General features: G+C 61.7%; 11 protein-coding genes. 3 read left to right on the top strand and 8 right to left on the bottom strand.

Annotated elements, in window-relative coordinates; genetic code table 11:
* Positions 1-150: 150 nt before the first annotated feature.
* The 7 genes from IC757_RS07480 to IC757_RS07510 all read right to left on the bottom strand — a co-directional run bounded on the left by IC757_RS07480 (position 151) and on the right by IC757_RS07510 (position 10,324).
* Positions 151-2,439: a heavy metal translocating P-type ATPase gene (locus IC757_RS07480; protein WP_190976706.1), complete on the bottom strand. Its 2,289-nt coding sequence runs from the start codon at positions 2,437-2,439 to the stop codon at positions 151-153.
* Positions 2,436-2,858 carry a MerR family transcriptional regulator gene (locus IC757_RS07485; protein WP_223846300.1) on the bottom strand — a complete coding sequence of 141 codons (423 nt, stop codon included), beginning with the start codon at positions 2,856-2,858 and terminating at the stop codon, positions 2,436-2,438. Before IC757_RS07485 ends, IC757_RS07480 begins: the two co-directional genes overlap by 4 nt.
* Before the next feature lie 45 nt (positions 2,859-2,903).
* Positions 2,904-3,431 carry a DUF411 domain-containing protein gene (locus IC757_RS07490; RefSeq protein ID WP_223846339.1) on the bottom strand — a complete coding sequence of 176 codons (528 nt, stop codon included), beginning with the start codon at positions 3,429-3,431 and terminating at the stop codon, positions 2,904-2,906.
* Positions 3,432-3,442: 11 nt separating this feature from the next.
* Positions 3,443-4,222, bottom strand: coding sequence for a c-type cytochrome (locus IC757_RS16860; RefSeq protein ID WP_190976707.1), 780 nt, complete (start codon positions 4,220-4,222; stop codon positions 3,443-3,445).
* A gap of 215 nt (positions 4,223-4,437) precedes the next feature.
* Positions 4,438-7,593 carry an efflux RND transporter permease subunit gene (locus IC757_RS07500; protein ID WP_190976708.1) on the bottom strand — a complete coding sequence of 1,052 codons (3,156 nt, stop codon included), beginning with the start codon at positions 7,591-7,593 and terminating at the stop codon, positions 4,438-4,440.
* A gap of 131 nt (positions 7,594-7,724) precedes the next feature.
* The gene (locus tag IC757_RS07505; RefSeq protein ID WP_190976709.1) at positions 7,725-9,065 is read right to left on the bottom strand and encodes an efflux RND transporter periplasmic adaptor subunit; all 1,341 of its coding nucleotides are present in this window, start codon (positions 9,063-9,065) and stop codon (positions 7,725-7,727) included.
* Positions 9,062-10,324, bottom strand: coding sequence for a TolC family protein (locus tag IC757_RS07510; RefSeq protein ID WP_190976710.1), 1,263 nt, complete (start codon positions 10,322-10,324; stop codon positions 9,062-9,064). The genes IC757_RS07505 and IC757_RS07510 overlap by 4 nt, the downstream gene beginning before the upstream one ends.
* Positions 10,325-10,546: 222 nt before the next feature.
* Here IC757_RS07510 and IC757_RS07515 point away from each other — a divergent pair, with 222 nt between their 5' ends.
* Positions 10,547-10,711, top strand: coding sequence for a hypothetical protein (locus IC757_RS07515; RefSeq protein ID WP_190976711.1), 165 nt, complete (start codon positions 10,547-10,549; stop codon positions 10,709-10,711).
* Between the two features lie 224 nt (positions 10,712-10,935).
* Here the strand turns inward: IC757_RS07515 and IC757_RS07520 are convergent, their stop codons facing one another.
* On the bottom strand, positions 10,936-11,472 hold the full coding sequence (locus IC757_RS07520) for a superoxide dismutase family protein (protein ID WP_190976712.1): 537 nt from the start codon (positions 11,470-11,472) through the stop codon (positions 10,936-10,938).
* A 183-nt stretch (positions 11,473-11,655) separates the two neighbouring features.
* On the opposite strand from IC757_RS07520, the gene IC757_RS07525 reads away from it, so the two are divergent.
* Positions 11,656-13,878: an ATPase, T2SS/T4P/T4SS family gene (locus IC757_RS07525; RefSeq protein WP_223846301.1), complete on the top strand. Its 2,223-nt coding sequence runs from the start codon at positions 11,656-11,658 to the stop codon at positions 13,876-13,878.
* A complete protein-coding gene (locus IC757_RS07530) occupies positions 13,875-15,002 on the top strand; it encodes an ATP-binding protein (RefSeq protein ID WP_223846302.1) in 1,128 nt (375 codons plus the stop codon). Before IC757_RS07525 ends, IC757_RS07530 begins: the two co-directional genes overlap by 4 nt.
* Positions 15,003-15,133: the final 131 nt, after the last annotated feature.

Raw genomic sequence — 15,133 nt, forward strand, 5'->3', positions numbered from 1 at the left:
CGATACTCCCGCTTTAGGGAATGGTATTTTCGGCTTTCCACGGTTAGCAGTGAGGCTTGATCTCACACCATTCTCGCATGGGCAGGCGGGTCGCCTGACCCGCTCTGGCCACGCTTCCGATCCATCCTGGAAGTCCTGAATGCTGCATGCTCAGCGCGACGATGCCGACACATCCAGCCTTGCCCGCTTGAGCAGCACCGAATTGCCGATCACCGACAGCGAGCTGGCGGTCATGGCGATGACCCCGATCATCGGGTGCAGCAAGCCGAGGGCGGCGATCGGGATGGCGGCGACGTTGTAGCCGAAGGCCCAGAACAGGTTCTGGACGATCTTGCGGAACGTGGCCTGCGACAGGCGGATGGCTTCGACGACCTTGGGCAGTTCGCCGGACACCAGGGTAATGTCGGCGGCTTCGATGGCGACATCGGCACCGGCACCGATGGCAATGCCGACATCGGCCTGCTTGAGTGCCGGGGCATCGTTAATGCCGTCGCCGACCATGGCCACATGTGAGCCGAAGCGTTCCTGCAGGGCCTTGATCTCGTCGACCTTGCCGTCGGGCAGCACGCCGGCATGGACCTCGTCGATGCCGACTTCCTCGGCCACGGCTTTTGCCGCCCGTTCGTTGTCGCCGGTAATCATGACCACGCGCAGATCCAGTGCATGCATGGCTTCGACAGCGGCTTTCGAATCCTTCTTGATGGCGTCGGCCACCGCCACGATGCCGATGGCTGCTCCGTCCCGCGACACGATGACGGCGGTTCTTCCCTGGGCTTCCTGGTCGGCCAGGGCGTCGTCAAGTGCTTCGAGCCCGCTGATACCTTCCTCGTCGAGCAGGCGCCGGTTGCCGATGAGAATGCTGTGGTCATCGACACGGCCGCGTACGCCACGTGCGGTGACCGATTCGAAGTCATCGACGTCAGCGAACTCGACTCCTCGGGCGCGGGCACCTTCGACCACGGCTCGGGCCAGCGGATGTTCCGAGGCATTCTCCACCGCCGCGGCCAGGGCCAGCACGGTGTTCTCGTCTTCGCCTTCCGCGGCGACGACATCGACCAGTTCGGGCTCGCCGCGGGTAATGGTGCCGGTCTTGTCCAGCACCACGACCTTCAGATCCTTCATGGTCTGAATCGCCTCGCCGGAGCGGATCAGCACGCCGCGCTCGGCGCCCATGCCGGATCCGACCATCAGGGCGGTGGGCGTGGCCAGACCCAGCGCGCACGGGCAGGCGATGACCAGCACGGCGATGGCGGCCAGGATGGCCAGTACCGGCACCGAGGCTTCAGGGTTGACCCACGGCAGGAAGCCAGCACCCCAGTCGAGAATCGGGCGCAGTTCGTCGGCAAACAGGAGCCAGCCGCCCAGCGATATCAGCGCGATCACGATGACTGCGGGCACGAAGCGCGCCGTGACCTTGTCGGCGAACTCCTGGATGGGCACATGCGAGCTCTGGGCTTCCTCGACCATGCGGATGACCTGCGACAGGAAGGTGTCGCCGCCGATGCGGGTGGCCTCGACCTTGAGCCGGCCTTCCTTGTTGATGGTCGCACCCAGCACCTCGTCGTCGGTACTCTTCTCCACCGGCATGGATTCGCCGGTGGCGATGGATTCGTCGACATGGCTTGAACCCGAGACGATCTTGCCGTCGGTGGGTATCTTGTCGCCCGGGCGCACGATCATCACATCACCGATTTCCAGCTCTTCAACTGGCACCTCGACCTCCTCACCGTCGCGTTCGACCCGGGCGGTCTTGGCGCTGAGCGTGAGCAGTTTCTTGATCGCCTGCGAAGCCCGACCTTTGGCGCGGGTTTCCAGGTAGCGACCAAGCAGATGGAAGGTCATGATGGTGGCGGCCATTTCCATGAATGACGTCATCGGCCAGATGAAGCCGGCCAGCCCGATGAGGTAGGGCGGCAGCGACCCCATGGATATGAGCACGTCCATGTTGGCCGTGCGGTTCTTGATCGCCTTCCAAGACGAGACATGGGTGGCCCAGCCACCGAAGAGAAACACCACGGGGAAGGCCAGGATCGCGATGATGGCCAGGTAGCCGGGAATCGGCTGCCAGAACATGTGCGGCATCATCAGGATCATGATCAGGGTGGTTGGTATGGCGGCAATGACAAAGCGCCGCAAGGCACGCTTGAGGTAGGCCTCTTCCATTTCCGCGCTGTCGCGGCCCTGGTCGCGTGACTCGTCGATGGCCTCGTCGACCTCGTAGCCGGCGTTCTCGACTGCCTTGCGGATGCTTTCGAGCTCGGGTCCGTTATCGCCCACCTTCACCTGCACGCGGTGATTGGAGATATTGGTGCGAATGGATTCGATGCCGTCAAGCCGCTCGATGGACGAACGCACGATGCCCGCGCAGTGATCCGATCCCATGCCCGGAACAACCAGGCGGTATGGGCCGGTGTGATTCGTGTCCTGATTCTGACTCATGATGTCTGCTCCCGTGAGGGTGGGTGAATGACGGCTTCGATGATCGGGCAACCGGAAAGTGGACCGCTACCGGAACAGGCTTCGAACAGGCGGGTCAAGGTATCGCGATGGGTCTGCAGGTCAGCCAACTGCTGATCGATCTCTTCGAGTCGCCGGTCAGCCAGCTCGCGAACCCTGGACCGATCGCTGTTCTCGGCCATCCAGGTCAGCAACCGCTTGATCTCCGCCAGCGTGAAACCCAGCTTCTGGGCATTGCGAATGAACCGAAGATGATCAAGATCCTTCTTGCCATACAGACGGTAACCGCCCGTGCTTCTGGCCGGGGACGGCATCAGTCCGATCCGCTCGTAGTAGCGAACGGTATCGACGCCGACACCGGCCGCCCTGGCCAGCTTTCCAATGGTCAATTTGGCTGTCATGGCTTCATTCTGAACCCTGGACCATGGTCCGGAGTCAAGTGCCCATTAACGGATTTCCGGATAGTGGTTATAGACCTCGGTCTCGCCATCGTGGCCAACCAGATAGACGTTGTAGGCCTGACGGTAGTCACCCTGTTCCATACCCGGTGAGCCGATCGGCATGCCCGGAACGGTCAGGCCGCGGGCGTCCGGGCGTTCGTCCAGCAGGCGCTTGATGTCATCGAACGGCACGTGGCCTTCGACGAAGTAGTCGGCGATCTTCGCGGTGTGGCACGAGCCCATGGCGGTTGGCACGCCCAGTTCTTCCTTGACCGGGTGCAGCGCCTCGACCTCGCGGATCTCCACCTCGAAGCCTGCCTCCTCGGACTGGTCGGCCCAGACCTTGCAGCAGCCACACCAGGGGGTCATGTAGACCACCATGGTTTCCTCGATGGTTTCCACGCCCCCGTTTCCTGCGTTTTCATTGACTTCTTGCGCGGATGTCTGGGCTTCATTGTTGGAAGGTGAACAGGCTGTAACCAGTGCTATCAAGAGCACAATTGCCGTGGTCCTGATGTTGCTGTAATTGGTCATGGGAAAACTCCTCAACTCTTGTCGTCGTGGTGGTGATGGTCATGGCGGTGGTGGTGTCTGTCGTGCCGTCCGTGTCCGTGATGTTCCTGATGTCCAGCGTGACCATTGTGCTCGTCATGCTGGTTGTGTTCGTCGTGTTCGTCGTGCTCGTTTTGCCCGTTATGTCCATCGTGTTCGTCATCATGATCATGATGGTGCTCGTGCTCATGATCTTCGTCGTGGTCATGGTCATCGTCATGATGGTCGTGATGGTGCTCGATGCCGGCTTCGCGGGCCGCGGCCAGCAGGTTTTCGTAGTCGTCATCGGCAAAATCGGGGAAACGGGTGATCAGGGCGACGACAGGTGTCAGCTCTGCATCGGCATGGGTCGGACCCCAGGCCGGCATGCCGGTCATGCGGATCCCGTGCTTGGTCACCCAGAACAGTTCGGCTGGCGAGCGCTCACGGGCGGCTTCGGCCAGATCGGTGGCCGGCGGGTTGAGTCCCTGGGCCATGGCCGTGGGTGAACCACCCGGCGGGGTGTGGCAGGCCGCGCACATGTCCTCGAACCCGACCACGGCCTCGTGGAGCAGGTCGGTGTCGGCCAGATCCGGCAGATCCGGACTGACGTCACCGGCATGGCGAGCCACAGAGTTGACCCGAACCGTTTCCAGAACCCGATCGGTGATGGGCCAGTGCGTGCCATCGGCCGATACATTCATGCGTCCTGAAAGTGCGATGGTCCAGTACGCCAGGCAGGCGACGACAAAAAGGATCAGCAGGGTGATCGTGGCGTGTTTGATAAAACTCATGATGTTTCTCCTGTTTAATTAATCACCACAGAGACACAGAGGGCAAAGACATGACACAGACGATTATTTGGCCGAAGTTTTATTGGAACCGCAGATGAACGCTGATGAACGCAGATGTTTTACATCTTTGAATCTGTGTTCATCTGCGTTCATCTGCGGTTCAATATTCCATCTCGCCTTTCTCTGTGACCTCCGTGTCTCCGTGGTGAATGCTTTTATTCCGAATCGCTATCCGTGGTGCGCGGCAGTCCGCGCCGGTGCCACAGGTAGTAGAGCGCCGGCATGACCAGCAGGGCGACCAGCCAGACGGTGAATACGCCGCCGACCATGGGGGCGGCGATGCGTTGCATCACCTCCGCACCGGTGCCGGTGGAAAACATCACCGGTAGCAGGCCGAGAAAGACCGTGGTTTCGGTCATGGTGATGGGACGCACGCGCTGGCAGGCGCCTTCGACAATGGCATCGCGCAGGTCGGCGCGGGTGAAGTCACGCTCGCCGATGTCTTCTCGAAAACGCTGCATTGCGTTGTTGAGATACACCAGCATGATCACGCCGGTTTCCGCGGCCAGTCCACCCAGGGCGATGAAGCCGACGGCCACGCCGACCGACATCTGGAAGTCGAGCAGCCACATCAGCCAGAAGCCGCCGGCCAGCGACAAGGGAATGGTGATGAGGACCAGCGCGACTTCGAAAAAGGTGCGAAACACCATCATCAGCAACACGACAATAATCGCTACCACCAGCGGGATCAGCACCGAAAGGCGCTCGCGTGCACGCTCCAGGTACTCGTACTGGCCGGCGAAGCCGATCGAGTAGCCGGCCGGCAGCTCCACCTGTTCGGCGATGGCCTGTCGGGCTTCGCCAACCCATCCCCCCAGGTCGCGCCCGTCGATATCGACGAACACGAAACTGGCCGGGCGGGTGTTCTCCGAGCGGATCATGGCCGGACCGTCGTCAATCTCCACCGTGGCGATCTCTCCCAGGGCAATATGCGTGCCCGACGGTGTGACGATAGGCAGTTCGCGCAGCTTGTCGGGTGAGTCGCGCCAGTCGGCATGAAAGCGCAGGTTGACCGGGTAGCGTTCCAGTCCGTCGACGGTTTCGATGACGTTCATCCCGCCGATGCCGAAACGCACGATGTCCTGCACGTCGGCAATGTTCATGGCGTGGCGGGCGGCGGCCGCTCGTTCAGGCGCGATGTTGATGTAGCGTCCGGAAGCGGGCCGGTCGGCGAACGAACTGGTGGTGCCCGGCAGGTCGGCGACCAGCGCCTCGACTTCCTCGGCAATCTCCTGAATGGTGCCCAGGTCCGGCCCGGTGATCTCGATGCCGATATCGGTGCGAATCCCGGTCTGCAGCATGTCGATGCGGGTCTGGATGGGAAACACCCAGGCATTGGTCAGTCCCGGAAACTGGACCATGGCGTCGAGTTCGGCCTTCAGGTCGTCGGTGGTCTTGCCCGGCCGCCACTGATCGCGCGGCTTCAAGGTGATGAAGGTCTCGATCATCGTCAGCGGCGCCGGATCGGTGGCCGTCTCGGCCCGTCCCACCTTGCCGGTGACGCGTTCGACCTCGGGCAGTTGCGCGATGATGGCGTTGGTCTGCTGCAGCAGCTCACGCGCCTTGTCCGGCGAAAGGCCGGGCAGCGTGGTGGGCATGTACATCAGATCACCCTCGTCGAGCTCGGGCATGAACTCCGTGCCCAGCCGGGAAAACGGAAACAACATGGACACCACCAGCACCAACGCCAGCGCCGTGACGATCCACGGATGATTCCCGGAAAACCGCGCCAGCGGCCGATATCCCGCCTCCAGCCACCGCGCCACCGGACTCGAGCGGCCTTTCCGAGTCCCGAGTCCCGAGTCCCGAGTCCCGACAAAATAGCCCATCAACACCGGCACCAGCGTCACCGCCAGCCCGGCCGCCGCAGCCATCGCATACGTCTTCGTAAACGCCAGCGGCGAGAACAGTCGGCCCTCCTGGGCCTCGAGTGCAAAAACCGGCAGGAAGGACAGGGCCACGATCAGCAGCGAGAAGAAGATCGGTCGACCCACTTCCAGCGTCGCTTCCGTGACCTTGTGCCAGCGCTCCTCCATGGTGCGCGGCGGGTCGCGCTCGAAGTGTCGGTGCACGTTTTCGATCAGTACGATGGCGGCATCGACCATCACGCCGATGGAGATGATGATGCCGCCCAGCGACATGATGTTGGCGTTGATGCCCTGCAGATACATCACGGTATAGGCGATCAGCACGCCCATGGGCAGGCTGATCAGCAGGACCAGCGACGACTTCAGGTGCCAGAGAAACAAGCCGATGACCAGCACCACGATGGCGAACTCCAGCGCCAGCTTTTCCCACAGCGTGCGGATGGAGCGGTCGATCAGGGCCGAGCGGTCGTAGGCCTCGACGATCTCCACGCCTTCGGGCAGGCCGGGCTTGAGTTCCTCGAGACGCTGCTTGACCGCGTTGATGACCTCGCGCGCGTTCTCGCCGTGACGCATCACGACGATGCCGCCGACGACTTCGCCTTCCCCATCCATGTCGGCGATGCCGCGCCTGGGCGCCGGGCCGCGGCGGATATCGGCGACATGTCTGAGCAGTACAGGGGTGCCGTTGTCCTCGCGACCGACCGGAAGGGATTTCAGGTCATCCAGTGTCTGGATATAGCCGGTGGCACGCACCATGTACTCGGCCTCGGCCAGTTCCAGCAGCGAACCGCCGGCCTCGCCGCTGCCGCGTTCGACGGCCGTCTTGAGCTCGTTTAAGGTGAGGTCGTAGGCGCGCAGGGCGTTGGGGTCCAGTGCCACCTGGAACTGGCGCACCATGCCACCCATGGTGGCGACTTCCGACACGCCCGGCACCGATTGCAGTTCGTACTTGAGGAACCAGTCCTGCAGGGCGCGGAGTTCGCCGAGATCGTGATTGCCGCTGCGGTCGACGAGGTTGTACTTGTAGACCCAGCCCACGCCGGTGGCATCCGGACCAAGCTCGGCGCTCACTTCGTCGGGCAGGCGGCCCTCGACCTGGCTTAAGTATTCCAGTACCCGCGAGCGCGCCCAGTACGGGTCGGTGTCGTCGTCGAACAGCACGTAGACGAACGAATCCCCGAACATGGAAAAGCCGCGCACGGTATGGGCACCGGGCACGGCCATCAGGGCCGTGGTCAGCGGATAGGTGACCTGGTCCTCGACCACCTGCGGCGCCTGGCCGGGGAAAGAGGCCCGCACGATGACCTGGGTGTCGGTGAGATCGGGAATGGCGTCGACCGGCGTGTTGCTGACCGCATACAAGCCCGCCGCCCCGGCGGAGATGGCCAGTACCAGCACCAGCAGCCGATTGACGATGGACCAGCGGATGATGGCGTCAATCATGGGGTGCTCCGCGCTTTGCGCTGCGCACGGTTAAAGGTGAAAGGTGAAAGGTAAAAGGGTTCATGAGACCCCTCTCTTTCCGTCCTTTCATCTTTATCCTTTCACCTTTTACCTCTCTACCTTTTACCGCCTCAATGATCATGTTGGCCTCCCATGCGGTTGTGGCCGGCGCGGATGTTGGCTTCGGAATCGATCAGGAACTGCCCCGAGACCACCACTTCCTCGCCGGCTTCCAGGCCGTGGCGGATTTCGGTGAACTCGCCGCTTTCCATGCCGGCGTGGACTTCGCGCACGGAGAAGTGCTGTTCGTCGTCGCGCAGTACCACGCGTTGGGATTGCCCGGTGCGGATGATGGCTTCGGTGGGCACGTAGTTGATGTGGTCGCGCGGGCCGGCAAAGATGTCGACGGTGGCCCAGTCGCCTGGGCGCAGCTTGCCATCTGCATTGTCCAGCGCCACGCGCACCCTGGCCGTCCGGGTCACGGCGTCGAGTTCGGGATAGATGTAGTCGACCTGTCCGCTCAGCGTCTCGCCGGGATCGGTCTTGAGGCTGAGGTCGACGCGCTGGCCCTCGTTCAGCCATTCAACCTGGCCGGTAAACACCTCGGCGATCAGCCAGACCGAGGCGGGGTCGGCAACCTCGATGATCTCCATGCCGGGCGTGACGTACATGCCGTGGCGCACGTTGAGCTCGGTGATGTAGCCGTCATGGCGGGCATGCCAGGGCACGTAGAGCAGGGGTTCGCCGCGCTCGCGGATGCGGTCGATGATCTCGTCGGACACATCCAGCACCTCCAGGCGCTGGCGGGCGGCGCGGATGTTGTCTTCGCGACCGGTGCGAAGCGCGCGCAGGTACTCGTCCTGAACATTGACCAGGTCGGGCGAATACAGCGTAAACAGTAACTGCCCGGCTTCCACCCGGTCGCCCACCGAGGTCACCGTCAGCTCGTCGATCCAGCCCTCGACCCGGGGATGCAGGTGGTGGATGGTGGATTCATCGGCCTGCAGGCGGCCCACCGTATTGATGCGCCGCCACAGCCGGCCATGCTGGACTTCGGCCGTGCGCACGTTCATGGCCTGTTGAATACCCGGCCCGATGCGGATCTGGAGATCGTCGTCGTCATGACGTTCGCGTTCGACCAGTGCCATGCCGCAGATCGGGCAGCGGCCAGGCTCGTCGCGCACGATCTGGGGGTGCATCGGACAGGTGTACTGGGTTGCCCGGTCCGAGGGCGCCATGCGCTCGGTGACCGAATCGGCGACATGTTCATGAGCGTCGTGATCATGATCCTGTTCATGGTCATGATCCTGCTCCAGTTCATGATCGTGGTCGTGTTCATGATCGTGACCACTGTCGTTCTCTTCCGGATGATGATGCGCGTGATCATCATGATCGTGCTCGTCTGGTGAATGGGCACCAGCCGGCATGGCCAGGAACAGGCACAGAATGACGGCAAGTTTCGGGTGGTTCATTGCAGTTCCTCCGCGGTCAGCCAGGCTAGCTGAATCTCGGCACGGGCGAGTGCCTGGCGAATATCGATGATTTCCAGTTGCTGGTCGAGCAGGGCGATGCGTGCACGCACCAGTTCGTCAAAGCTGGCGCGGTCGGCGCGGTAGGCCGAATGCGTGGATTCCACGGTTGCCTCGGCATTGGCCAGCACACGCGACTCCATCCAGTCGAGCTGGTCGAGGTTGCTGTCTCTCAGGCTGAGCTGGCGCTCGAGGCTGCCGCGCAGCTCCTGCAACTGGAGTCCACGGTCATGGCCCAGCGCCTCCAGTTCGGCACGGGCCGACGCCATCCGGCGGTCCTGGCGGTTGCCGGTGAACAGCGGCAGGCTGAAACTGACCATGGCAAACAGCTTGTCGGACTGGCGTTGCATGGTCATCGGATCGTTGCCCCGGGTGTGGGCGTAGCCGGCCTCGAGCATCCAGGAGGGGCGGTAGGCCTGGCGGGCCAGCCGGGTGTCGGTGATGCCGACCTCGATGCGCTGGTCGCTGGCGGCAAGCATTGGATGCTGCAGAAGCTTCGAGCGCAGCCGGTCGGTCGATTCCTTGGCGCGGCTGGATGCGAACCAGCCCCGTGGTGTGCCGGGCGGTTTCGTTCCGGTCCAGCGAGCCAGGTCGCTGGCGGCTTCGTCCAGGCGGGTCTGCTCGACAAGGATGCGACGCTCAAGTACGGACAGTTCAAGTCGTGCCTGGTCGACATCGCGCTGTCGCCCGGTGCCGGCACGATAACGCGCTTCGGTCAGCGATTTGAGTTCCTCGAAAGCCCCGGCGGTTTCGCGAGCCACTTCCAGCGCTTCATTGGCACTGGTCCAGTCCAGCCAGGCCAGGCGTGTCTCGCGGGCGATTTCCAGGCGGCGAGCCGCGATCTCCGCGGCCAGGCCATCGGCTTGCTGCAGGGTTCGATCCCGGTTGAGCTCGAGGGTATTGCCGGCGGGGATGCGCTGGCGCACACCGATCTTGTACATGGTCATCATGTCGGCATCGAATGGATCGGTGACCGGTACGCCCTCGACGCCGATCATGATTTCCGGGTCGGGCAGGGCACCATCGGCCACGGCACGTTCCGACAGGCCGGACTGGCGTTGTTCGAGTGCCTTCAGTCCCTCGTCCTGCTCCAGTGCCAGGTTGACGGCCGTGTTTGCATCCCAGGCCAGTGCAGCCTGGGCCAGCACCAGCAGGCCGGCAACGCCCATGGCCCGGTAAAGTACGGGTGCATGATTCCGCATGGCAGAACCTCTCTAAACTCTTTCATATAAGGTGTTGATAAACACGCTTTATTGGCGCGTTCCGAAGTGTGACGGCGGCTCAGAGCCCGCCGTCGATCAGGAGAGTTTCAGGCCTGCGGGGGGCGCAGCAAGGGGGCGGTGGGTGCTGATTCCAGGAGCGGAAGCAGTCCAGCCGGGTGAGCCGGTAGAGGGGCTTTCGGGGGGTTGGTGGATCGTGTTGGAATGACCAGCGACAATCCGGCGCAATTGCAGCCGCAGTCGCTTGCGCAACGCTCTGATGCATCAGAGCAGCCGCTGGAAGAGCAGGTCAGGTCAGGGTCTTCGCTGGCCTGCTGTTCCTGGTGGGGGCAGTTGCCGTCCGTGTTCGTGTCGTGGCTGCTGTCATGATCTACCGCCGCAGGACTCGAGTCGGAAGAAATCCCGGCGATGGAAGTGGCCATGGAACCGTGCACGGGTACCCCGGCCACCAGGATGGCGGCTGCCAGTACCATTCGAAATGTTGCACCGATTCCAAACACGCTTTCAGTTTATCACTTTCCAAGGAGGTCTGAAGATAGTGACCGGACCGACCGGTCAAGGTTCAACCGGCCGGCTGATTGAGTGGCTGCCGGTCAGTCGCTGGCCTCGATCACGCCACAGGCGATGCGGTCGCCGGCACCACCGATGGGCTGGCTCATGTGGTCGTCGGGGTTTTCATGAATGACGATGGCAGCTCCATCCTCGTCCAGGATGTGGGCGCCCACGCTGCCGTCCAGGCTGGCCAGGCTGGTGAAGAACTCCGCCCAGGCATAGCCGAACTCGTCGACGCGGAAATTGGGCAGATCGCCGGCTCCCGGGCCATCCGGATTGAGCAGGCCGTGCTCGTTGCCGTCGGGATTGATGTGTCCGCCCGAGTCCGTGAAACCGTGATCGTGGTCATCGCAGGTGCCCACGGCATGCAGATGAATGGCTTTCGGGCCCGGTGCCAGGTCGCGCACATCCAGGCGCAGCAGGGTGCCTGCCGGTCCGGAAAACAGTTCGACCGTACCGATCTGCTCGCCGGCATTGTTGATCATGTTGGCGACGGCGTCGGGCGTGGGATCGGCCCATGCCGAAGAGCTCATGGCGGTGGCAAGAAACAGGGTCGAAAGCAGGATACGACGTAACATATCGGGTTCTCCCGTGGTTGATTGGCGTAGCAGTATTGCACAGGACTTGTTTGCGCAATGTCTGATATTCTAAATGCAAGGATCAGCCTTTGCGTCGACAAGACGCCAACACCAGCAGCAATTTTTCGGTGAAAAGGGGGAATTGTCATCAGAACCGCGAGTAGTTTCCGCTTTGACGAGGCCTTGCAGGGGCTTTCGAGATCTCTGTTCATTGCATCGCCAGACCTGCACGATGTCATCTCTGGTCGCAGCATTCCAACCCGTTCGGCCATACGCCAGATTCTCCAGCGCTTGCCCAGGATTGATGCCGGGATGCGGGTGTTGCAGATTGGCGTGGGTGCCGGTTACCTGGCGGCAGTGTTTTCGCGACTTGCCGGGTCAGTGGTGGTCGTGGAGCGCAGCAGTATCCTGGCCGACATAGCACGGCAGAACCTCAAGCGCGCGGACATCCATGACGTGGAGATCATTCTCGGGGATGGTGAGCTTGGTGCGCAGGATCACTCGCCGTTCGACCTGATCTTCTGCAGCTGCTTTCTGGAAAACAGGGAGCATCTTGTCAAACAGCTCGCTTCAGGCGGCAGCCTGATCTGCATGGAAGGCAGCGATTCGCTCATGCCTGAGCTGGTCTGTGTGCAGGTCGACGGGTCCGATCTCAAGCGGATCCCACTGGGCACGGTGAACTTCACAAGGGATAGCGGTGAGGTCCTGATCGATCTGGGCTACATCGACGAGGCCAGTCTCTCCGAGGCGCGGGCGCAGGCGATTCATGAAGGCAAGCCGGTGCTCACGGTGGCCCGGAAGAACATGAGGGTAGCCGACTCCGACCTGTATCAATCGTTGGCAGAACAGCACGGTCTTCAACTGGGAGAAGCTGAAGATCTGCTCAAGCAGCTGGATCATGACTTGTTCAGGCAGTTTCCCAAGACTTTTCTCGACAACCAGCGACTGCTGCCCATTCGCCAGGATGGTCGGACCCTGGTGGCTGCCACCGACAACCCGGATGTGCAGACCGATGACTTGCTGCGCATGCATGATTATGAGGCGGTCAAGAAGATCCTGGTCACGCCCACCGACTTCAGGCGTATCTGGTCGGCTATTGACCTGAGCAGTCGCAGCAATACATTGCTGAGCTGGGATGAAACACACGTTGATCCGGCTGCCAGTGAGGATCTGCTGGACGCATCCAGTCGGGAGCTCAGCCACTATCTGGTCTCCATATATGAAGCCATTCTGCTTGATGCGGTCAGTGTCAACGCTTCCGATGTTCATGTCGAGCGATACCACGAGCGGATTCGCATTCGCGTTCGGGCCGACGGCGAGATGCGGGATCTCAGCCACTACAAGCTGACTCCGCGCGATCATGCCGGTCTGATCAACGTCATCAAGGTGCGTGCCGAGATCAATATCGCAGAGCGGCGACTGCCGCAGGGCGGTCGGTCACACATGAAGGTTGGCTCGACCACCTATGACCTTCGTGTGCAGATCCAGCCATCACTCCATGGTGAACATGCTGTCATTCGATTGTTGTCCCAGACCGGTCGCGTACTGGGTCTTGAAGAGCTTGGCATGTCCGACCGTGTTGCACGGTTCTATCAGCGCCTTCTGGACAATCCGGCCGGCCTGGTCCTGGTGGTCGGTCCGACGGGTTCGGGCAAGTCAACCACGCTGTACGCAGCGCTGCAGGAACTTGCTGATGATGGTCGTCGCAAGGTCATCACGGTGGAGGATCCTATCGAGTACTCCATCGACAACATCCAGCAGACCCGGGCTCGTCCCGAGATCGGTTTCAACTTTGCCGACGCGATGCGCTCGTTTGTACGCCAGGATCCCGACGTCATTCTGGTCGGTGAAATTCGTGATGCCGAGACTGCGCTGGAGGCCATGCGCGCGTCGCAGACCGGTCACCTGGTACTGTCCACGCTGCACAGCAACGATGCTGTCGACGCCCTGCAGCGTCTGTATGACCTGGACGTCATGCCCAACTCGATCGCTGGCGAACTGCTGGCGGTCGTCGCGCAGCGACTGGCCAAGCGCATCTGCAATCACTGCCGCCAGGCGGCCGAGGCCGATCCGGCCATCCTGCGCGAACTGTTTCCCGACCAGGTGCCAGACGGATTTCAGTGCTTTGAAGGAGCAGGCTGCAAGCAGTGTGGAGGTCGTGGCACACGCGGAAGGGTGGCAGTTGTTGAATACATGCAGATCAACGATGACATTCGTCAGGCCATTTCCCTGCAGCCGCCGGTGGGTGAGCTGCGCTGGCGGGCACTGGATTCCGGGCTGATCACCATGCGAGACAGTGCGCTGGATCATGTCATCAACGGCGTCATTCCACTCAGTGAACTGCCACGTATTCTGCCGCAGGAACGCATGGCGCCGGAAGTTCGCGGCGGACGGAGGAGCCCGTGAGTCCCAAGAAGAAAGCATCGAAGAAGCCGGCGGTTGATGACAGCAAGGTGAAGCTGCAGCGGCTGCCCGCCGAGCAGGCCCATGCCGATGAAATTGCCCGACTGAGGAAATGGGATAGCCATCCGGTCCCGCCGGGCTGGGCGATGTCGCCCATTGCAGTCGAGAAGTTCGTGCTCGGGGACGAAGAAGTCGGCATTGTGCCGAAAATCGTGGTTGACCCCGGTGTGGTCACGCGTATTGTCATTGCGTTGTGCACGGACCGTGGCTGTTTGCTCGTGGGGGAGCCAGGGACGGCAAAGTCATGGTTGTCGGAGTTGCTGGCTGCTGCAATCTCCGGCGACTCATCCCTGACCATTCAGGGTGGTGCGGTCAGCCAGGTGGACCAGTTGCTCTACACCTGGAACGAGGCTTTGCTGCAGCATGGCGGGCCCACTCCGGAGGCGCTGGTGCCCAGTCCGATCTACCGTGGCATGCGCGATGGTAAGATCGTACGCTTCGAGGAAGTGGCACGATGCCCCCAGCCGCTGCAGGATGCGCTGTTGTCCATTCTGTCGGATCGCATGATTACCATCCCGGAGTTCAGCGACGAAGAAAGTGTGCTGTATTCACGTGCCGGATTCAACGTGATTGCCACATCCAACAGCATCGACGAGGGCGTGAACCGCATGAGCGCGGCGCTCAAACGGCGTATGAACTTCGAGAACATACCGCCTATTCGAAGAGTCGATGACGAGCTGGAGGTCGTTATGCGCGAGGTCGTGCGGCTGAACCATGGTTCAGGTATTGATATTGACCTTGACGAGCAGGTCATCGAAGTGCTGGTCACCATCTTCCATGAGCTCAGAAACGGTCAGTCCCTGAGCGGTCGGTCCACCGACCGATTGGCCGGCGCCACCATGTCGACGGCCGAGGCGGTCAGTGTGGCCCATGCCCTGTGTATCCATGCCTGGTATTACAGTGCGGGTGAGCTGCGTGTCGATCACCTGATTCATTTCATCATCGGTTCAGCCCTGAAAGACCAGCCCGATGATCGCCGCCGTTTTCGACATTACTTCGATACCGAAGTGGCGCAGAAGAAAGGCGCCTACTGGCGCGAGGCTTATGCGCAGAGGCATCTCATTTGATCGAGATTAACCCGGCAAACTATTTGATTGTCGCGTTAATAACACGAAGAACACGAAGCAGGGCACGAAGGTCACGAAGGATGGAAGATATGGATTTTTCTTCGTGAACTTCGTGCCCTGCTTCGTGGACT

This window comes from Wenzhouxiangella sp. AB-CW3, from assembly GCF_014725735.1.
Lineage (GTDB): Bacteria > Pseudomonadota > Gammaproteobacteria > Xanthomonadales > Wenzhouxiangellaceae > Wenzhouxiangella.

Coding starts and splice junctions, on each gene's coding strand:
- IC757_RS07515 (WP_190976711.1), top strand. CDS start 10,547: ATGACCAGCGACAATCCGGCGCAATTGCAGCCGCAGTCGCTTGCGCAA.
- IC757_RS07510 (WP_190976710.1), bottom strand. CDS start 10,324: ATGCGGAATCATGCACCCGTACTTTACCGGGCCATGGGCGTTGCCGGC.
- IC757_RS07480 (WP_190976706.1), bottom strand. CDS start 2,439: ATGAGTCAGAATCAGGACACGAATCACACCGGCCCATACCGCCTGGTT.
- IC757_RS07485 (WP_223846300.1), bottom strand. CDS start 2,858: ATGACAGCCAAATTGACCATTGGAAAGCTGGCCAGGGCGGCCGGTGTC.
- IC757_RS07500 (WP_190976708.1), bottom strand. CDS start 7,593: ATGATTGACGCCATCATCCGCTGGTCCATCGTCAATCGGCTGCTGGTG.
- IC757_RS07505 (WP_190976709.1), bottom strand. CDS start 9,065: ATGAACCACCCGAAACTTGCCGTCATTCTGTGCCTGTTCCTGGCCATG.
- IC757_RS07490 (WP_223846339.1), bottom strand. CDS start 3,431: ATGACCAATTACAGCAACATCAGGACCACGGCAATTGTGCTCTTGATA.
- IC757_RS16860 (WP_190976707.1), bottom strand. CDS start 4,222: ATGAGTTTTATCAAACACGCCACGATCACCCTGCTGATCCTTTTTGTC.
- IC757_RS07520 (WP_190976712.1), bottom strand. CDS start 11,472: ATGTTACGTCGTATCCTGCTTTCGACCCTGTTTCTTGCCACCGCCATG.